At 61.2% G+C, this 18,713-nt stretch carries 15 protein-coding genes; 3 read left to right on the top strand and 12 right to left on the bottom strand.

The window, feature by feature from the left end:
• Positions 1-2 precede the first annotated feature (2 nt).
• The 6 genes from QCBJ_RS20405 to QCBJ_RS20380 all read right to left on the bottom strand — a co-directional run bounded on the left by QCBJ_RS20405 (position 3) and on the right by QCBJ_RS20380 (position 7,862).
• Positions 3-1,316 (bottom strand): HlyD family type I secretion periplasmic adaptor subunit, encoded by a 1,314-nt coding sequence (locus QCBJ_RS20405; protein WP_102061482.1) that lies wholly within the window; start codon positions 1,314-1,316, stop codon positions 3-5.
• Positions 1,313-3,064, bottom strand: coding sequence for a type I secretion system permease/ATPase (locus tag QCBJ_RS20400; RefSeq protein ID WP_102061481.1), 1,752 nt, complete (start codon positions 3,062-3,064; stop codon positions 1,313-1,315). The genes QCBJ_RS20405 and QCBJ_RS20400 overlap by 4 nt, the downstream gene beginning before the upstream one ends.
• Positions 3,065-3,167: 103 nt before the next feature.
• Entirely contained in the window at positions 3,168-3,536 is a 369-nt protein-coding gene (locus tag QCBJ_RS20395) for an AprI/Inh family metalloprotease inhibitor (protein WP_177410675.1), read from the bottom strand.
• 49 nt (positions 3,537-3,585) lie between these two features.
• Positions 3,586-5,019: a serralysin family metalloprotease gene (locus tag QCBJ_RS20390; RefSeq protein WP_102061479.1), complete on the bottom strand. Its 1,434-nt coding sequence runs from the start codon at positions 5,017-5,019 to the stop codon at positions 3,586-3,588.
• A gap of 365 nt (positions 5,020-5,384) precedes the next feature.
• The gene (locus QCBJ_RS20385; RefSeq protein WP_102061478.1) at positions 5,385-6,488 is read right to left on the bottom strand and encodes a P1 family peptidase; all 1,104 of its coding nucleotides are present in this window, start codon (positions 6,486-6,488) and stop codon (positions 5,385-5,387) included.
• A 9-nt stretch (positions 6,489-6,497) separates the two neighbouring features.
• Complete coding sequence (locus QCBJ_RS20380) at positions 6,498-7,862, bottom strand: APC family permease (protein WP_102061477.1); 1,365 nt, start codon at positions 7,860-7,862, stop codon at positions 6,498-6,500.
• A 199-nt stretch (positions 7,863-8,061) separates the two neighbouring features.
• On the opposite strand from QCBJ_RS20380, the gene QCBJ_RS20375 reads away from it, so the two are divergent.
• Positions 8,062-8,847 carry a helix-turn-helix transcriptional regulator gene (locus QCBJ_RS20375; protein WP_102061476.1) on the top strand — a complete coding sequence of 262 codons (786 nt, stop codon included), beginning with the start codon at positions 8,062-8,064 and terminating at the stop codon, positions 8,845-8,847.
• A 318-nt stretch (positions 8,848-9,165) separates the two neighbouring features.
• Here QCBJ_RS20375 and QCBJ_RS20370 read toward each other — a convergent pair whose 3' ends face one another.
• Genes QCBJ_RS20370 through QCBJ_RS20355 form a run of 4 tightly spaced genes read right to left on the bottom strand, consistent with a single transcriptional unit; the run spans position 9,166 to position 12,939 of the window.
• Positions 9,166-10,245 (bottom strand): polyamine ABC transporter substrate-binding protein, encoded by a 1,080-nt coding sequence (locus QCBJ_RS20370; RefSeq protein WP_102061475.1) that lies wholly within the window; start codon positions 10,243-10,245, stop codon positions 9,166-9,168.
• Positions 10,246-10,305: 60 nt separating this feature from the next.
• Entirely contained in the window at positions 10,306-10,647 is a 342-nt protein-coding gene (locus QCBJ_RS20365; protein ID WP_046036307.1) for a cupin domain-containing protein, read from the bottom strand.
• Positions 10,648-10,673: 26 nt separating this feature from the next.
• Positions 10,674-12,080: an FAD-binding oxidoreductase gene (locus QCBJ_RS20360; protein WP_102061474.1), complete on the bottom strand. Its 1,407-nt coding sequence runs from the start codon at positions 12,078-12,080 to the stop codon at positions 10,674-10,676.
• A gap of 49 nt (positions 12,081-12,129) precedes the next feature.
• Positions 12,130-12,939, bottom strand: coding sequence for an AraC family transcriptional regulator (locus QCBJ_RS20355; RefSeq protein WP_093544398.1), 810 nt, complete (start codon positions 12,937-12,939; stop codon positions 12,130-12,132).
• Positions 12,940-13,200: 261 nt separating this feature from the next.
• Here QCBJ_RS20355 and QCBJ_RS20350 point away from each other — a divergent pair, with 261 nt between their 5' ends.
• Positions 13,201-13,473, top strand: coding sequence for a DUF1652 domain-containing protein (locus QCBJ_RS20350; protein ID WP_003217129.1), 273 nt, complete (start codon positions 13,201-13,203; stop codon positions 13,471-13,473).
• A gap of 76 nt (positions 13,474-13,549) precedes the next feature.
• On the opposite strand, the gene QCBJ_RS20345 is transcribed toward QCBJ_RS20350, so the two are convergent.
• On the bottom strand, positions 13,550-15,997 hold the full coding sequence (locus tag QCBJ_RS20345; RefSeq protein ID WP_102061473.1) for a UvrD-helicase domain-containing protein: 2,448 nt from the start codon (positions 15,995-15,997) through the stop codon (positions 13,550-13,552).
• 219 nt (positions 15,998-16,216) lie between these two features.
• Between QCBJ_RS20345 and QCBJ_RS20340 the strand changes: the two genes are divergently transcribed.
• On the top strand, positions 16,217-16,912 hold the full coding sequence (locus tag QCBJ_RS20340; protein ID WP_046036303.1) for a pirin family protein: 696 nt from the start codon (positions 16,217-16,219) through the stop codon (positions 16,910-16,912).
• A 147-nt stretch (positions 16,913-17,059) separates the two neighbouring features.
• Here QCBJ_RS20340 and pgm read toward each other — a convergent pair whose 3' ends face one another.
• The gene (gene pgm / locus QCBJ_RS20335) at positions 17,060-18,706 is read right to left on the bottom strand and encodes a phosphoglucomutase (alpha-D-glucose-1,6-bisphosphate-dependent) (protein ID WP_102061472.1); all 1,647 of its coding nucleotides are present in this window, start codon (positions 18,704-18,706) and stop codon (positions 17,060-17,062) included.
• Positions 18,707-18,713 lie beyond the last annotated feature (7 nt).

The following is an 18,713-nucleotide window of genomic DNA, read 5'->3' as shown; positions in this document are numbered from 1 at the left end:
GTTCATTCCTCGGTCAACGCCGAGCCGGCGCGGTCGAGCAGCGGCTTGAACAGGTAATTGAGCAAGGAGCGCTCGCCGGTGCGCACGAACATCTCGGCGGGCATGCCCGGCTTGATCACCAGGCCGTGGAGTTTTTCCAGCGCGGCGTCGCTGACCGTCGTGCGCAGCACGTAATAGGGCGCGCCGGTTTTTTCATCGAGCATCTGGTCGGCGGAAATCAGGCTGACCTCACCCGGCACACGCGGTGTGCGGCTCTGGTTGAAAGCGGTGAAGAGAATATCCACTGGCAGGTGCGTGCCGACCTTGTCCACCAGGTGCACCGGCAAATGCCCTTCGACTTCCAGGCGCGTGCCCTGGGGCACGATTTCCAGCAGGGTTTCACCGGCGCGCACCACCGCGCCCTCGGTGTGCACGCTGAGGTTCACTGCAATGCCATCGGCCGGGGCGTTGATCTCGCTGTGTTGCAGGTCAAACCCGGCCGAGGTGAGCTGCTGCTCCAGAGTCAGGCTGCGCAGTTGCGCGTCGGCCAACTGGCTGCGCACTTCCTTCTGGTACTCCTCACTGTGCTGCTGCAATTTCAGCCGCGACTCAAGAATGCCCTGCTCGACGCGGCCACTTTCACCGCTGTTCTGCGCCAGGTCCTGTTGCACCTGGGACAACTGCCGCTGGTACTCCATCAACCGGTTGCGCGGGATGTAGCCGTTGTCGGCCAAGGGTTGCAGGTTGCTCAGTTGGTCGCGCAGGGATTGGGCCTGGGCGGTCAGATCGCTGCGCGCACGTCGCATGCCGCCCAATTGCGCGGAGGCACCGTCGATGTTGGCACGGATGCCGGCTTGCTCACGGGCAAAGGCTTCGCGACGGCTGCTGAACAGTTGGCGCTGGCCTTCCAGCACCAACGCCAGGGCCGGGTCGGGATTGGCGCTCAGCTCAGCGGGAAAGCGGATGCTGGCGTTGTTGTCACGCTCGCTCTGCCAGCGCGCCACGCTGGCCCAGGCCATGCGGTACTGGGCTTGCAGGGACTGCACGTCGGCCTGGTGCTGGGTCTTGTCGAGGCGAAACAGCGGCTGGCCCTGTTTCACATGCTCGCCCTCCTTCACCAGAATCCGGCTGACCACGCCGGGGCTTAAGGTTTGCACCGCCTTGCGCTTGCCCGACACCACGACCGTGCCTTGTACCGGAATGCCCTGGTCCAGCGGCGCCAGGCTGGCCCACAGGAAAAACCCGCCGGCACCGACCAGCGTCAGCAGCCAGCCCATGCGCACGAAAAACCGGGCGTCGTGCTCTTTGAAACGGGGTTCAACAGTGATGCTGCTCATGCGCCTGGGTTCCTTCCGGCCTGATACTGACGACTGAAACTCACGCCGGGTTTCTCCTTCGGCGCTTCCTGCTGACCGGACAACGCGCGCAGCACGTCTTGGCTGGGCCCGAAGGCTTGCAAATGCCCGTCGTTGAGTACCAACAGCTTGTCGGCTTGGGCCAACGCCGAAGAACGGTGGGTCACCAGCACCACGCTGCTGCCCTGGGCTTTCATCTGCACGATGGCGCTGGCCAAGGCGGCTTCACCGACCGTATCGAGGTTGGAATTGGGCTCATCCAGCACGATCAGGCGTGGCCCGCCATACAGCGCGCGTGCCAGAGCTACCCGTTGTTTCTGGCCGCCGGACAGGCCGCCGCCGTTGTCGCCCAGTACCGTGTCGTAGCCCTGCGGCAAGCGCAGGATCAGTTCATGCACGCCAGCCTGCTGCGCGGCACGCACCACCTGATCGGGGTCGGCTTCGCGAAAGCGCGCGATGTTGTCGGCAATGCTGCCGCTGAACAGCTCGATGTCCTGGGGCAGGTAACCGATGTGCGGGCCGAGGTCGTCGCGGTCCCAGCGGTGAATGTCCGCGCCATCCAGGCGTACGGTGCCCGCCAGCGTCGGCCACACCCCCACCAGCACACGCGCCAGGGTGGATTTGCCGGAGCCCGACGCACCCAGCACACCGAGCACTTCACCAGCCCCCAGATTGAAGCTGACTTGATGCAGGGTCGCCACGCGCCGCCCCGGCGGGCCGGCAGTGACCTGTTCGAAACTCACCTGCCCTTTGGGCGCCGGCAGCTTCATCTGCTCCACGTCCGGTGGAAACTCGCGCAGTAAGTCATCCAGCCGCTGGTAGGCCAATTTGGCCGAACTCCATTGCTTCCATACCGCAATCAACTGGTCGATGGGGCTCAGTACCCGGCCCATCAGGATGGAGCCGGCGATCATCATCCCGGCGGTCATATCGCCCTTGATCACCAACAGCGCCCCCAGCCCCAGCACCAACGATTGCAGGCACAGGCGCAGGGATTTGCTCAGGGAGGTGATCACCGAGCCGGTATCGCTGGCGGTGTTCTGCAAGCCGAGAAACTGCGAATGCACGGCAAACCAGCGCGTGCGCAACGCGCCCAGCATGCCCATGGCCTGGATGGTCTCGGCGTTGTGCAAATGGCTGGTGGCCAGTTGCGTGGATTGCTGGGAGTAACCGCTGGCCTCGCCCAACGGCTTTTTTGTCAGGTATTCATTCAGGCACGCCAGGCCGATCAGCAGCACGGCACCGGCCGTGGCCAACACGCCCAGCCACACGTTGAACAGGAAAATCACAAACAGGTAGAGGGGGAACCACGGCGCATCGAAAAATGCGAACAGCGCAGGCCCCGTGATGAATTGGCGGATATGCGTCAAATCGCCCAGGGATTGCCCGGCATGCCCCTGGCCGCGTTGCAGGTTGCGTTCAAACGCGGCCTTGTAGACGCGCAAGTTGAAGCGCCGCTCCAACTGGCTGCCAATACGGATCACGATAAAACTGCGGATCACCTCCAGCAGGCCAATAAAGGCAAAGAAGCCCACGACCATCAGCGTCAACATCACCAGGGTGGTTTCATTCTGGGAGGACAGCACGCGGTCATACACTTGCAGCATGTAAATCGACGGCACCAGCATCAGCAGGTTAATCAAGGCGGTAAAACAACCGACGCTGATCAAAATGCTCTTGTATTCAACCAGCGCCTTGAATAACGGCGCGACGGCATGGGACTTCGCCATGGTTTCTAATCTTCCTTGAAGCAAATTGCGCGCAATAGTTGCCCCGACCCCAAATGACGGAGCGGTCAACTAATAAAATCAAGTGATCGGTTTAAAACGGCAACTAAGGTGTGCGTTGCAATACCACTTCAAGGCCGGTGGGCGTGCGTCCTTTATATTCGCCTTCTTTTTGCCGGTTAAGGTGGGTAATGCCACTGCCTTCGGCGTTCATCAGCCAGATGCCGTCCGGCGTTGGCGTCCAGGTCAGGGGCTTGGTGCCCAACCATTGTTCGACACACGCCACGTCGCCGCCCAACGCGTTGGCCTGCTCCAACAGGTCCAGCGCACACACCTGGTCCTGCTGGTGCAACTGCCAATGCCCGGCCAACTGGGCGGTGGTGGGTAATACAAGACTGCTCGCCATTGCGTGGGCTCCTGCCGACACGAACATCACCTGCAATACGCAGGCGATCCTATTGAAAAAACGCTGCATCTTCATGCTCCATCCGTAAAGCGCGGCGCCGAAGCGCCGCGCCCGTGCATCACGCCACGATGTCGCTGACAGCAGCCTGGCCAACGGTGGTGACGAGGAAGTCCGCCACGCCGTGACCGGAGAAGTCCACTGCCAAGGTGCCCAGGTTGGTGCCTGCGGCGTAGGTCAGTACCGCATCGCCGGCATGCCCGGTGAAGGCATTGACGAAGGTCAGGCCTGCACCCTTGGTGATGCCGGACAGGTCGATCTTGTCCGAACCCGAGGTAAAGTCAAAGATCTTGTCATACGCCCCAGGCTTGGAGTCGGAACTGGCACCGAACACAAAGGTGTCGTTGCCCGCGCCGCCCCACAGTTGGTCCGCACCGCCACCGCCGTAGATGAGGTCGTTGCCGGCGCCACCTTTGATGATGTTGGCCGCGTTGTTCCCGATGATCAGGTCATTGCCTGCGCCACCGAAGGCGTTCTCGATGGTCACGCCCTTGGCGATGGACACGTTGCCCACCAGGCCGCCAACGTCGGAGAATGAGGCTTCATTGAGGTTGATCTTCTGGTTCTGGGTGAAGCCGGAGAAGTCCAGGGTGTCGTTGCCACCACCGTCCCACACCGAGAACACCAGCTTGTCGGCATTCGACTTGGCGCTGAGGAAATCACGCCCGGTGTTGGAGTTGAAGCCGTAGGTGGTGTCACCGGCGCGGGTGTTGTAGTTGGCGCCGTAGAGCTTCTGGATCGCCGCGATGTCGTCGATCAGCGGGCCGGACGCGTAGGCCTCGACCCCGCCTTTGCTGAAGTTCTGGTTGGTGTTGCTTTCGCTCCAGTAACTCATGAGGCTGTAGCCGCGCGTGTCCTGTCCATAGGTCGCGTCGTTGTAGGTTGGGGCGCCTTCTCCGGCGTTGTAGTCGCCAGGGTGGGCCAGGCCCAAGGTATGACCGATTTCGTGGGTCAGGGTCTGCCGGCCGTAGTTGTTCAGGTCCGGGGTTTTGTTCGGCGTGTAGCTGTTGTTGGTCAGGTACCACGACGTGCCGTCGTAGCCTGCACCGGTGCCGGGCAGGTAGGCGAAGGCCGCCGCGCCGTCCTGGCCGCCGCTGTAGTTGCCGAACGTCATGTGGGCGTCACCGCCACTGGCTTTCTCGGTGAAGGTGATGTTGGCCACGTCCGCCCAGGACTGCATGGCCAGTACGGCCTGTGCTTTCTGCTGTGCGTTGAACTGGCTGAAACCCGAGATGCCATGTTTGTTCATGGTGCTCGAAGAGGCCGAGGTCAGGAACGTGTAGGTCAGGTCGATCTTGCCGTTGCCGTCAAAGTCCCGGTACGCGGCGCCGTCGCGCAGCAGCTGGGTGGCTGCCTGGTCAACGGTGTAGGAGGGTTTGCCATTGATCGTGAGGTTGCCGCCACGGTCATACAGATGGCTGAAGCTATCGATTTGCGAGTAAGCGGTGCTGGCTTGCGCCGCCGACACGATAGCCTTGTCTTTTACTTTTGACATAAACGTACTTCCTTGTTTGCAAGTGCTTCAGTCTTTGATCGATAGGCACCCCGCGGGCGAGATCGTCCTATCACTCGCCTCTTTTGAAGGCGTAAGAAAACTGACACAACTTGAAATCTTTCGTCTACATCTTTTCCAGCATTAGATTCGGGCGCGCAAACAACTTAAGTAATTTGCGCGCCGTGTTTGTTGGGCGGGGTTGACTTTGTCCGACAAAAACAACCTTGGGTTATTTAAATATTAAATAGCGCTAACGCGGCCTAAGTTGTCCGGCGCTGTTAATAATTGGATCCATTATATTGCCAGGGTGTCATTAGCAACATTAAACGGCCATTACTTGTATTAATAACTTCGCGTGCCCCCTATTACCGGGACACCCTCCAGCCTGTTGTGTGTAATACCGACAACAGCGTGTCACCGCTCAGGCCGGGTACCAGCACACCTTGATCGGTGAGCATGTCCTCTCCGGCCAGGATCGCATTGATGATTGCCTCTTCCACAGCCTCGGCCGCGGCGCTGAACAGCGGCGAAATATGGTCGTTGTTGACCATCTGCAACGCGCTGCTGAAAGGCCGGCCCTTACGTCCGTAATCCGCCGGTGGCAAATCCTGGTTGCCGGTGGCAAAGGCCAGGAACAGGTCACCGCTGGAATCCTCGGTACCGCCGCCGGTACGCGCGATACCGATCGACGCGCGTTGCGCCAGGCGCTGGCATTGGTGCGGCAACAGCGGCGCGTCGGTGGCGAGGATCACCACGATCGAGCCCATGCCCGGCGTGCCTTGCTCGGCGAAGGGCGACGGAATGTCCATCAACCGACGCCCCACCGGGTAGCCATCCACCCGCAGTTCCTGGCGCTTGCCATGGTTGGCCTGCACCAGCACGCCGACGGTCCAACCGCCCTGCTCCGCCGATAAGCGCCGCGATGCGGTGCCGATGCCGCCCTTGAACTCATGGCAGATCATGCCGGTGCCGCCCCCGACCGCGCCTTCCTGCACCGGACCGGTGGCGGCGTTGTCCACGGCTTCGCGCACATGCTCGGGGCCCACGTGCTGACCCCAGATATCGTTGAGCAGGCCGTCATAGGTCTCCATCACCACCGGCATGCACCAGTACACCGCCGGGTCCGCCAGGCGCTCGCGCTCCAGGGCGATCAGGCTGTCGCGCACCATGCCGATGCTGTGGGTATTGGTGATGGCCAGCGGCGTGGTCAGCAACCCCGCCTCGCTGACCCATTCAAGGCCGGTGGCATCACCGTTGCCATTGAGCACGTGGTACCCGGCAAAGCACGGTTGCTGGCGTGCCTCCCCTGCACGCGGCTGGATCACGCTGACGCCGGTGCGCACGTGCTTGCCATCGATACGTGTGTTCAGCGTGCTGTGGCCAACTCGCACACCGGGCACATCGGTGATGGCGTTCCATTTTCCAGGCGTGCCCAGCCCTAACGTAACCCCCAATTGACGTGCGCGCATAACCACTCCTTACAGTTTCTGGAAGACCGGACTCGACCGGCCACTGATGCAATACAGGATCACCGACAGCGCCAGCAGGCCGATGATGATCATGATGTCCCGCACCGAAGCGGCGGCCACCAGGGTGACCAACAGGTAACCGGCGCCGAGTACCGCGAGCACCGCCGGCAACGGCCACAGCGGCATGTGATAGGGATGCTCGCGATCACGCAGCAATACCCGGCTCATCAAGGCGCTCAACGCCACCATCAGGTACACCAACATGATCAGCAGCACGCTGAACGAGGTCAGGTCGGCCAGGTTGGAGCTGAAACTCAGCAGCGCCGAAGGAATCGCCAGGAACAGCGTAGCCAACCAAGGCGAATCCCAGCGTGGGTGAATGCGTGTGAACAGCGTGTTGATGCTCGGCGTCCACAGCGCATCGCGCCCGCTGCTGAACACCACGCGGCCGATCTGGATCACGATCGCCACAATCGCGTTGAACACCGACAGGAAGATCCCGGCGCTGACCAGCCGTGATAAGGTTTCATTGCCATGGCTGCTCAACAGGTAGCCGATGGGGTCCGGGCTGCTGATCATCGCGCTCAGGGACGGTGCGCCGATCAACAGTGCGGTGATTGGCACCAGCTCGATGATCACCACCAACCCCAGTGACCACAGCACCGCCTTGTGCACGCCTTTGCCGCCGCATTTCATGTCTTCGGCCAGCAACACCGCCGGGCCATAGCCGTTATAGGAAAACAGGCCGATACCCACCGCGCCGATCACCAGGGCCCACGGCGCCAGGTGCAGCACGCCGTTTTCGACGATCTGCGGTTGGAACAGCACGCTGGCCGGTTGCACCGGGTTGCCGAAGCCGATCACCACGATCACCAGCAACGCGGCGATTTCCAGCAACAGGCAGGTACCGGTGATCCAGGCATTGAGTTTGATATTGAGGATGCCCAGGGCGTAACTGCACACGACGATCACCAAGGCGACGGTCTGCGAGTCGAACCGGGTGCCGAGGGCGTTATTCAGGTAGGTCGCCGCGCCGGTGGCCAGTACCGGTGGGATAAACAGCAACATCACCAGCACCGTCAGAAACGTCGCATAGCCCGCCATGCCACCGAACACGCGCTTGGCGTACACATACTCACCCCCTGCGCTGTTGTGGGCGCGGCCGAGTTCGGCGTAACAAAAGGCAAACATCAGTGCGAGCAACCCGGCCATCACAAACGCCAGGAACACGCCGCTGCCGGCCTGCTGGATGGCAAAGGGCGCGATCACGAATACGGAACTGGCCGGCGTCACCGCCGACACGGTGATGGCCACTACATCGAAGACACTCAAGGTGGGTTTCAGCACGCTGTTGGGCGTGGGGGAAGTGCTCATATCGTTATCCTCTTTCGTTGTTCTTGGTGTGAGGCAGATACGAAAAGTCTGAGAGTCACGGGATATGTTTCCCGCTCAATGATGGCGAAGATAAACATTGGGCCTATGCCCGCCAATTCCCCTATTGGCGTACTCCCCTTGACGCGACCCGGCAAAAGCCGAACCCTTGCCCGATCTTTTGCTGGCGGGAGCCTGTCACATGAGCCTGTTTCGGGAGGTTGGGATGCACGCCGGCCTGGGCCGCACCGTCGCACACATCGGCACCGAGCGTTTCTGGAAACAGCTGGTGCTGCTGTTGCACCAGTGCCTGCCTTTCGATAACGCCCTGGCGATCTTCTACCCCTTGGAAGGACCGCCCCAGGCCCTGGAAGAATACGACGCCCAACCCAGCAGCAAACCGGCGTCGATGCTGGTGTACCTCAATGGCTTGTATTTGCTCGACCCGTTTTTCCAGGCGTGTCGTGAGGGTTACGCCAGCGGCGTGTACCGCCTGGAGGAAGTGGCGCCGGATCATTTCCGCCAGAGTGAGTACTTCCTCAATTACTTCCACGACAACGTGCTGGAGGACGAGGTGCAATTGATTCTGCAATTGCCCGGCGCGGGGACGTTGTCGCTGTCATTGGGCAGGCAGCGGCGCTTCAGTGTTGAAGAGACCGGGCTGATGACAACCATGGCCGCCTGGGTATTACCGCTGATGCAACAGCACTGGCAGCAAAGCACCCAGCGAGCACCGGCGATGGACAGCCAGATCAGGGATGCATTGAGCCAGTTCGGCTGTGGCGTGCTCTCGGACCGCGAACTGGAAATCGCCCGCCTGGTGCTGCGCGGGTTCTCGTCCAAGGCCATGGCCGAACGCCTGAGTATCTCGCCGGACACCGTGAAAGTGCACCGTCGGCACTTGTACGCGAAGCTGGATATCTCGTCACAGCCGGAGCTGTTTTCGTTGTTTATCCAGTCGTTGGGGCATGATCTGGAGAATCCCTAACCCGTTTGTGGGCCGGTAGGTCGAACGGGGTTGGTGTGGTGAGTGGGCTTGGTGTGGTGAGCGGGCTTGGTGTAGTGATCCGGCTTGGTGTGGTGAATGGGCTTCGTGTGGTGAGCGGGCTTGCCCCGCGCTGGGCTGCGAAGCAGCCCCAAGGCCAAGCACCGCGGTTTATCTGGATAACCGCGGCGACCTTATTGGGGCCGCTTCGCGCCCCAGCGCGGGGCAAGCCCGCTCACCACACCAAACGGGCTCACCACAACAAGCCCACTCACCACAACAAGCGGGCTCACCCCAACAGCGGTCCGTTTACATCAGGCCTCAGCGGCCGGTGCGAATGGTGTTCCACACCCGCGTGCGCACGCGGTCGATATTCAGTGGCATGGCTTCCAGTGCGAACAGCTTGCCCATCATCTCGGGGCTTGGGTAGATCTTGGTGTCGGCCTTGATCGCCGGGTCTACCAGGCTGTCGGCGGCCTGGTTGCCGTTGGCGTAGTGCACGTAGTTGGTGATGTCGGCCATCACTTCCGGGCGCAGCAGGTAGTTCATGAACGCATAGCCGGCTTTCTCATTAGGCGCGTCGGCAGGCATGGCCACCATGTCGAACCAGATGGCGGCGCCTTCCTTGGGAATGTTGTAGCCGATGTTCACGCCATTCTTGGCTTCCTTGGCACGGCTTTCAGCCTGCAGGATGTCGCCGGAGAAGCCGACCGCCACGCAGATGTCGCCGTTGGCCAGGTCTGCGGTGTATTTCGAGGAGTGGAAGTACGCCACGTAGGGTCGCACGTTCATCAACAGGTCTTGCGCCTTCTTATAATCCTCAGCCTTTTTGCTGTGGTGCGGCAAACCCAGGTAGTTGAGTGCGGCCGGTAACAGTTCGGGGCCGTTATCCAGAATCGCCACCCCGCACTTCTGCAGCTTGGCCATGTTCTCGGGCTTGAAGATTAAGTCCCAGGAATCGACAGGCGCGTTGTCGCCCAGTACCGCCTTGACCTTGTCGATGTTGTAGCCAATGCCGGTGCTGCCCCACAGGTACGGGAAGCCATGGGCATTGCCAGGATCATTGTTCTCCAGGGCGTTGAGCAGCACCGGGTTGAGGTTCTTCCAGTTGGGTAACTGGCGCTTGTCGAGCTTCTTCAATGCGCCGCCCTGGATCTGCCGGGCCATGAAATGGTTCGACGGGAAGACCACGTCGTAGCCGGATTTACCGGTCATCAACTTGCCATCGAGGGTTTCATTGCTGTCGTACACGTCGTAGGTGAAACCGATGCCGGTTTCTTTCTGGAAGTTCTGGGTGGTGTCCGGTGCAATGTAGTCCGACCAGTTGTAGATTTTCACCGTCTCGGCGGCCTGGCTGACAGAGGCCACCAACATCAAGGGCAACAGGGCAATGGCTTTCATGGTTCGATTTCCTGGCGGTTTTAGGGCTGTTTTTATGGCAGGCGATCAAGGATCAAAGCGTTACAGAATCAATACGTAGGTCTTGCGCACGGTCTCCTGGATGTCCCAGATGCCGGTGCTGTTGGCCGGCAACATCAGTGCATCGCCGGCTTGTATGTGGACAATTTCACCGTTGTCCGGGGTGAAGGTGCAGCGGCCCTGGATAAAGTGGCAAAACTCCTGGGAGTTGATCTGCCGACGCCAGCGCCCTGGGGTGCATTCCCAGATGCCGGTCTCGACGCCGTCGCTGCGCTCGACACTCAGGGTCGAGGCCACGGCGATGGGCTCACCCAGGGGCACCGCGACGGGCGACGAGTCCGGCAGGTGGGCGTTCAGCGTGTCTTTGAATTGAGTGATGCTCATGGGTTTTCCCGTGTGAGTGAAACGTCTTAGTGCATGAAGCCTTCCATGAACCCGGCCACGCCGGTCGCCAGCTTGCGGCGCCAAGGGGCGGTAGTGGGGTCAGCCAACACCTGGTCTTCGTGGACAAAACTGCGAATGATCGCGTTGTAGCCCAGCCAGCGGCAGGGCTCGGGCTCCCAGGGTTTGAGCGCTTCCAGGCCGCGTTCGCGAATCACCCAGGGCTGGTGAACCCGCGGGGTGTCGTGGCCCAGGATCAGGTCGGCCAGGGTGCGGCCGCCCAGGTGGGAGGCGCCGACGCCCTCCCCGCCATACCCCCCGGACAGCGCAATGCCGGTCTTGTGATCGCAAAGCATGTGCGGGCGGAACTGGCGCGACATGCCGAGGTTGCCGCCCCAGGAATGGGTAATCCGCACGTTCTTGAGCTGGGGGAAAAGCTCACCGAACAGGTAGCGACGCAGTTCCACCTCGCTGTCGGTCAAGTCGAAGTTGTGGCGCAGTTTCCCGGCGAACTGGTAGCCGCCGCGCGCACCGAACACCAGGCGGTTGTCCGCCGTGCGCTGGCCGTAGGTGACCTGGCGACTGCTTTCGCCAAAGGCCTGGCCGTGGCTCAGGCCGATCTCATCCCAGGTACTGGCCGGCAAGGGCTCCGTGGCGACGATCAGGCTTTGCACCGGCAGTTGGTAGCGACCCAGCAGTGGCAAGGTGTTGGCGTAGCCCTCCACCGCCGGCACCACCCAGGCGGCCCGGACACTGGCCTTGGCGGTGCGCAGGCTGCCGGACTGCCAGTGGGAAACCGGGCTGTTTTCGTAAAGGGTCACGCCCAGGCGCTCAACCACCCGCGCCAGGCCGCGCACCAGCTTGGCCGGGTTGATGGTCGCGACGTGGGGCGCATAAATGCCGCCGTAGGGCTTGGCGATGCGGACCTGTTCGGCCAGTTGCTGCGGGCCGAGCCAGCGGTAGTCGGCTTCGGTCAGGCCCTGAGCGTAGAGTGTGTCCAGATAGCGGCGCAGGCTGCCTTCCTGCTCGGGGTAACGCGCCGCGCAGTATAGGGCGCCGCCCTTGCGGTAATCGCAGTCGATGTCTTCACGCGCCAGCACTTGGGCGACTTCGTCAGGGATGGCGTGCAACAGGTCAAACGAGGCGCGCCGTTGTTCAGGGTTCAAGCCGGCGAGCAAGCGGTCCTCACCCAGCAGGTTGCCCATCAGCCAGCCACCGTTGCGGCCGGAGGCGCCGAAACCGGCAGTCTGCGCTTCGACGATGGCGATTTTCAGCTCAGGGGCCTGGCGTTTCAGGTAGTAAGCGGTCCACAGCCCGGTGTAACCGGCGCCGATAATGGCCACGTCGACGTCCAGGTCATGCTCCAGGGCGGGCCGCGCGTGCAGCGGGTCGTCCAGTTGGTCCATCCATAAACTGATAGTGCGCCATGCCGGCATGCCAGGTTCCCCTACCTCGTTTCGATAGGGGCGATCCTAGAGCGCGGCGTTAAGGACTGTCTTGCGCGCGTGCACGCAGGGAAATTTGTTTGACGTAGGCCTTGGGCGATTGGCCTGTGTGCTGGCGGAAGGCGCTGTAGAACGCCGACAGCGAGTTGAAGCCGGCGGCAAACGCCAGGTCGTCAACCTTGATCGGCGCAGTGGCCCTGTCCAATGCGGCCAGCAAATGCTGGAGCCTCGCCTGGTTCACATAGCGATAGAAGCTTTGTCCCAGCACTTGGTTCAGCAGGTAGGAAATCTGATTGCGGCTGTAGCCACACTCCTTGGCAACCCGCTGCAGATCCAATTCAGGGTCCAGGTAGGGTTGCTTGTGTTCGAAATACTGCTGCAGGTCATTGGCCATATGCCCCAATTGCTGGGGCGACAGGCCCAGGCGGCTGACCGAAGGCCGCGCAGCCTGGGCCGGCTGCTCATGCACCAGGGAGGCGTATTCGTTGACCCGCCAGATCAACCCGTCGCGCACGGTGATGGCCTCGCTGGTACGGAACGACACCAGGCCCTGGCCGCCGCGCAAGGTAATGCGGTACTGGATGAACGCGGTATCGCCGTCGGCGCGGATGCGGTCGGTGTGCTCGATCGCCTCATCGGCCTCGCGGGGCATGCTGGCTTGCAGGTAGTCGCGCAATTCGGCGGAACCGACGACACGGTTCTGGAAAAAGTCGTGGTACTGGATGTCCGGGTGGTAGTAGGACATCACGCCTTCCAAGTCCCGATGGCGCCAACACAGGTGGTGGCGCAGCACCAACTCACGCGTGGCTTGGGATTGCTGGGAGTCATCGTCTGGGGCGATGTGTGGCATGGAAGGCTCGAAGGCGGTTAAACAACCGTGGAGATTGCCGAATTTTGCCGGAGCCTTCAACGGCTTATTGGCCCCTCAAGGATGATGGCCTTTTGCTAAAATGTACGCAGGTCATGACCCACATCAACCCAAGTGGAAACAACCGCTGAACGGGGTCAAAAAATTCACGTTCCGGTCTCGAACGAATGCTATTTTTAAGTTCTTCGATGCCACGACCAGTGAAGGTCATGGCCCCCTGCCGCGAGCTAAAGGAAGCGCTCAATGAACAAGGTGGGCAACATGAACAAAGTGACGTTCCCCAACGCCTGCCAGCTGATGCGCTGGCATTTTCATCCGATGGGTTTTGAAGCCAGCATGGACGCGCCCGGCAGTATGATCGCCCGCCTGTTCGACCGCGCCAGTGGCGAGACACTGATTGCCATCGCGGGCATCCCCTGCGCCACGGTGATGAACGCGGCTGACGTAGAGCGGATTATCGAAGCGGTGGAGGATGAGTTGGAGTCGTTTGTACCGCCGCTGTCATTGCGGGCCTGAATTCAATCGTTCAAACAACACATATCTGCTCTGGGAGGGGGCCAGCCCCCTCCCACCGTTGAATGCCATTCACTCGCTAGCCGCGTTGATCATCAAAGAACGCTTTCCTGCCATCCACCCGCTCCGACGCCTTGGGCACGTTCACCGCCTGGCCTTCGGGCTTCTCCACATACCAATAGCAATGGCTCACCGCGCGGGTAATGCCCACGTAGGCCAGGCGCAGCACTTCGTCTTTTTGCGCCGTGTCATACGGCTCGCTGTCGCCGTCCTTGCCCAGGCCAGCCATGCGGTACACCTGGTTCTTGTAGGGCGAGCTGGTCACGTGCTGGCAATCCCCAAGCAAAAACACCGCGTCAGCCTGCAGGCCCTTGGCACTGTGATAGGTCAGTTGCTTGAGCCTGCGCGCCGGTGGCGGCAAGCTAGAATCCAGATTAACAACAGACTGAATATGCTCTTGAATCAGTAGCTTATCGCTGCTTTTTCGATAAAGCATTAATACCGATTCGCCGCGCTGGTAATGCTCCGCCAACTGCCGTCCCAATGCCGCATCGTCCCGCTCCAGTACCTTGACCGGCACCAGTGCCTTGGGCGCCCCGCTGGCCTTGGCCTTCTTGCCAGGAATAGCCGGTGCGGCCCGCACGATATGCTCGGCGGCATCGATGATGTGCTGATGGCTGCGGTAGTTCTCACCCAGCATCACGCGGGTGGTGGCGGGTGACGGAAATTCCTGATTGAACGCCATGAAGTATTTGGGCGAACTCCCGCGCCAACCGTAGATCGACTGCCAGTCATCCCCCACGCACAGCAGCGACGACCGCTGGGCGCCGCGACCGACGTGCATGGCCGGGCCACGGCTGCGGATCTCACGCAGGCTGGCGCGTAGCCATGAGACGATCTGCGGCGAAACGTCCTGGAATTCATCGATCATCAGGTGCGACAGCGGCCGCAACAGTGGATCGCTGAGCAGCTTGAGATTTTCCGGGGTATTTTCGCCGAACAGTGAAAACATGCGGTTATACGTCATGATCGGCGGCGATTGGTCCAGCAGGTGATCTTCCAAGGCTTTCCAGAAGATGCTCAGGGCTTCGAAGAAATAGCGGTCCGGGTCATCCTTGGCGAAGCTCATCTGCCCAACTGCCGTGGGCACATCCAGCCCCAGGTTCTCGATAAACCCGGCCGCCGTCACAAAACTGTCCAGCAACGGCGCCGAGGCCAACTCGCCTTTGACCTTGTAATCAAAGCCTGGCCCGGCAGTGGCATCCCCAGCCAGACTGCTCAAAAGCCGCTTCGAAGATTCGTAACTATCCAGCCATATCAATGGCTTACGACAGAAAGCTTGAAACAATGTGCGCTTAACTGCCCATTCTGCCCGTACGGACAGTTTTGAGTTGGGCCGGTTGATCTGGGCGTTTTCCCGTGAATCGAAGCCCAGCACCACCCAGGCGTCCAATTCGGGAATATAGCCATGGCAGTGAAACTGCGCGCCATTGATCTCCAGGGTCCGGCGATTGGGCTCAATGCCCTTGATCGGCCAGGCGCCCGCACGAAACCACAAATCTTCGATCACATCGCAGAGCTCTTCGTCGCGCTTGGCCGCCAGCTCGGTCACCGCCACCCGTTTTTGCACATCGGGGTGATCGCGCTCCAGCTCCTTGAGCTGCAGGCCATGGCGCGCCAGCGGCGCAATCAGTTCACGAAAGCGCGTGTGCTGCCCGTGCAGCCGGTGATAGCAGGCATTCATTTGTTGGCGCTGGGCTTCGTTGATGCGCAGGTCGAACGGGTTGCTGTCAGCGTCTTCAAAACCGGTGTTCAGGTTCTCGAACGCTTGCAGACGCTCAAAGCCCGGCAGGCTACGCACCATGGGCAGGATGCGCGAGTGAAAGGTACGCACCACGCCCTGCGCTTCTTTCATATCAATGGGTTGGCCCCACACACTGAAAATCTGCATGAGCTTGCTGATGAAGTCTTTGCGTGACTCACGGGTAAAGGTCACCACTGTCATCGAGCTCAGCTCAAAGCCCAGGTAATGGGTCAGCAGCAAAATACGCAGCACCAACGACGTTGATTTACCCGCACCGGCTCCGGCAATCACGGATGTAGAGGGCGTATCGCTGAAAATCATCTTCCATTGCGCCGTGCTCGGCTGGGCGTGGACCGGTAGCAATCGCGCGACGTCAGCCTTGATGCGCTTTTTCAGCTCTGCGGTGAGGGGCAGGCGCCAATCATCGAACAGGCTGTCATCCACCCCCGGCGCACGGTGCTCCTCCGGGCGGAAGTCACGGATCAGCAGAACCTGCCGGCCCTGCTCGAGGCCGTCGGCCTTACCTTCGCGATAGCCGTACTCTACGCCCGCCTCGTGCCCGCTGCGAAAACCGTCAGCCTGCCCGTGCAACCAGGAAAACCGGTGCTGGGCGCGCAAACGGGTCAGGCCATGGCCGAATAGGCGCGCGGCCAGGCGTTTGAACAGAGGCATCTCGGCCAGGGGGCGCAGTTCGGGAGGAAGATCAGGCTTTTGTTGCGACACACGGACTCCTGCGATGAGTTGGGTTTTTGCAAGTGCGCCATGGTCGCCGGAATCGACGCTCAGTTCCAGCCAATTGCTTTGCTGTCATGCAGTTAGGCGATGAACTGAAAGTCAAAACGCCATCAACCAATCTAATCCACTGATAGGAATTAGGCATTTTTTACGCTTTTTATCGATCATGACCTGCCGGATCATAGGCGCCATCAACAGGAGACGATCATGCTTGAACTTCGACCTTTCACATCCTTGGGCGGCGCCCATCATGGCTGGCTTGACGCCCATCACCATTTCTCATTCGCCGAATACCACGACCCCAAGCGCATGCACTGGGGCAACCTGCGGGTCTGGAACGACGACATCATCGCCCCCGGCACCGGTTTCCCGCAGCACGCTCACCGCGATATGGAGATCATCACCTACGTACGTGAAGGTGCTATCAGCCACGCCGACAACCTCGGCAATAAAGGCCGCACCGAGGCCGGTGATGTGCAGGTGATGAGCGCAGGCACGGGGATCGCCCACAGCGAGTACAACCTGGAAGCGGCGCCGACCAAGATCTTCCAGATCTGGATCATTCCAAACGAAGCCGGGCTCCCGCCCGCCTGGGGCGCCAAGCCGTTTCCGAAAGGCGATCGCGAAGGTTTTGTGACCCTGGCCAGCGGCAAGGCCGGGGACAGCGAGAGCCTGCGCATTCGTGCGGATGCACGCTTGGTGGCAGCGAACCTGAAAGCGGGGGAAAGTGCTGAATACCGGCTGGACAGCGGGCGCCGTGCCTACCTGGTGCCGGCGACCGGTGTGATTGAAGTCAATGGCTTGCGTGCACAAGCTCGAGACGGTGTTGCGGTGGAGGATGAGCAGGTGTTGCGGGTGACGGCGATTGAAGACAGCGAGATTGTCCTAGTCGACTTGGCCTGACCTTGTAGGGGCCGGCTTTTGTGGCGAGGGAGCTTGCTCCCGCTGGGGTGCGAAGCGCCCCCAAAAGCCGACTCCAGTTGCGCTGTCGAGCGGGAGCAAGCTCCCTCGCCACAAAAAACCGCCCCCCGCCATTGTATACAGCGGGTTTCAGTTAGCGCTGATAGCGCCGTCTACCAGCACCTGCGCCTCTTCCACCAACTGCTTGAGGTGATCTTCGCCAATGAAGCTCTCGGCGTAGATCTTGTAGATATCCTCGGTCCCCGACGGCCGTGCGGCAAACCAGCCGTTTTCGGTCATCACCTTCAACCCGCCGATTGCCTGGTTGTTGCCCGGCGCGTGGCTGAGTATCTGCTGGATGCTTTCGCCGGCCAACTGGGTGGAGGTCACTTGGTCCGGTGACAGCTTGCCCAGCAAAGCTTTCTGCGCCGGGGTGGCCTTGGCATCGACACGGATCGCGAACGGTTCGCCCAGGGCATCGGTCAGGCCACGGTAGATCTGGCTGGGGTCCTGGCCTTTGCGCGAGGTCATTTCCGCGGCCAGCAGCGCCGGGATCAGGCCGTCCTTGTCAGTGCTCCAGACCGTGCCGTCCTTGCGCAGGAACGACGCGCCGGCGCTTTCTTCGCCGCCAAAGCCCAGCGAACCTTCAAACAGGCCATCGGCAAACCACTTGAAGCCGACCGGCACTTCGTACAGGCGACGGCCAATACGCGCTGCCACCCGATCGATCAGGCCGCTGCTGACCACGGTCTTGCCCACGGCTGCGTCAGCGCGCCAGTCAGGACGGTTCTGGAACAGGTAGTCGATGGACACGGCCAGGTAGTTGTTGGGTGCCAACAGGCCGCCGGACGGGGTAACGATGCCGTGACGATCGTGGTCCGGGTCGCAGGCGAATGCCACGTCGAAACGTTCCTTGAGGCCGATCAGACCTTGCATGGCGTAGCTGGAAGACGGGTCCATGCGGATCTGGCCGTCCCAGTCGACGCTCATGAAGCGGAACGTGGCGTCGACTTCGGTGTTCACGACCTCCAGGTTCAGGCGGTAGTGCTCGGCAATCGCCGACCAGTAGCGCACCCCTGCTCCGCCCAGCGGATCCACGCCCAGGCGCAGGTCTGCGCTGCGGATGGCGTCCATGTCGATCACATTGACCAAGTCAGCCACGTAGCTGTTGAGGTAGTCATGGCGATGGGTGGTGTCGGCCTTGAGTGCCTGGGCGTGGGTCATGCGTTTGACCCCGGCCAGTTTGTTGGCCAGCAGTTCATTGGCCTTGGCTTCGATCCACTTAGTGACATGGGTGTCGGCCGGGCCGCCATTGGGCGGGTTGTACTTGTAGCCGCCACTCTGCGGCGGGTTGTGCGACGGCGTGATGACGATGCCGTCGGCCAGGCCGCTGGTGCGGCCACGGTTGTAACAGATGATGGCGTGGGAAATCGCCGGGGTCGGTGTGTACTCATCGCCCTCCGCCTGCATCACGTGCACGCCATTGGCGGCCAACACTTCCAGGGCGCTGGCGCCGGCAGGTGTCGACAGTGCGTGGGTGTCCAGGCCAACAAACAACGGGCCGTTGATGCCCTGGGCTTCGCGATACAGGCAGATGGCTTGGCTGATAGCCAGCACGTGCCACTCGTTGAAGCTCAGCTCGAACGAGCTGCCACGGTGGCCGGACGTACCGAACGCCACGCGCTGGGTGGAGATTGCTGCATCAGGCTGGCCGGTGTAGTAGGCCGTAACCAGTCGCGGGATATCCACCAGCAACTGGGCTGGCGCCGGTTTGCCCGCAAAAGGACTGATTGTCATGCATAAA

Origin of the sequence: Pseudomonas sp. QC2, assembly GCF_002859085.1 — a bacterium.
In the GTDB taxonomy this organism is placed as follows: domain Bacteria; phylum Pseudomonadota; class Gammaproteobacteria; order Pseudomonadales; family Pseudomonadaceae; genus Aquipseudomonas; species Aquipseudomonas petroselini.
This window is presented reverse-complemented; position numbering and strand designations above follow the sequence as displayed.

What these genes read in the sequence shown, in the direction of transcription:
- QCBJ_RS20375 (WP_102061476.1), top strand. Translation starts at nt 8,062, where the DNA reads ATGAGCCTGTTTCGGGAGGTTGGGATGCACGCCGGCCTGGGCCGCACC.
- QCBJ_RS20400 (WP_102061481.1), bottom strand. Translation starts at nt 3,064, where the DNA reads ATGGCGAAGTCCCATGCCGTCGCGCCGTTATTCAAGGCGCTGGTTGAA.
- QCBJ_RS20395 (WP_177410675.1), bottom strand. Translation starts at nt 3,536, where the DNA reads ATGCAGCGTTTTTTCAATAGGATCGCCTGCGTATTGCAGGTGATGTTC.
- QCBJ_RS20390 (WP_102061479.1), bottom strand. Translation starts at nt 5,019, where the DNA reads ATGTCAAAAGTAAAAGACAAGGCTATCGTGTCGGCGGCGCAAGCCAGC.
- QCBJ_RS20360 (WP_102061474.1), bottom strand. Translation starts at nt 12,080, where the DNA reads ATGCCGGCATGGCGCACTATCAGTTTATGGATGGACCAACTGGACGAC.
- QCBJ_RS20350 (WP_003217129.1), top strand. Translation starts at nt 13,201, where the DNA reads ATGAACAAGGTGGGCAACATGAACAAAGTGACGTTCCCCAACGCCTGC.
- QCBJ_RS20370 (WP_102061475.1), bottom strand. Translation starts at nt 10,245, where the DNA reads ATGAAAGCCATTGCCCTGTTGCCCTTGATGTTGGTGGCCTCTGTCAGC.
- QCBJ_RS20365 (WP_046036307.1), bottom strand. Translation starts at nt 10,647, where the DNA reads ATGAGCATCACTCAATTCAAAGACACGCTGAACGCCCACCTGCCGGAC.
- QCBJ_RS20405 (WP_102061482.1), bottom strand. Translation starts at nt 1,316, where the DNA reads ATGAGCAGCATCACTGTTGAACCCCGTTTCAAAGAGCACGACGCCCGG.
- pgm (WP_102061472.1), bottom strand. Translation starts at nt 18,706, where the DNA reads ATGACAATCAGTCCTTTTGCGGGCAAACCGGCGCCAGCCCAGTTGCTG.
- QCBJ_RS20340 (WP_046036303.1), top strand. Translation starts at nt 16,217, where the DNA reads ATGCTTGAACTTCGACCTTTCACATCCTTGGGCGGCGCCCATCATGGC.
- QCBJ_RS20380 (WP_102061477.1), bottom strand. Translation starts at nt 7,862, where the DNA reads ATGAGCACTTCCCCCACGCCCAACAGCGTGCTGAAACCCACCTTGAGT.
- QCBJ_RS20385 (WP_102061478.1), bottom strand. Translation starts at nt 6,488, where the DNA reads ATGCGCGCACGTCAATTGGGGGTTACGTTAGGGCTGGGCACGCCTGGA.
- QCBJ_RS20355 (WP_093544398.1), bottom strand. Translation starts at nt 12,939, where the DNA reads ATGCCACACATCGCCCCAGACGATGACTCCCAGCAATCCCAAGCCACG.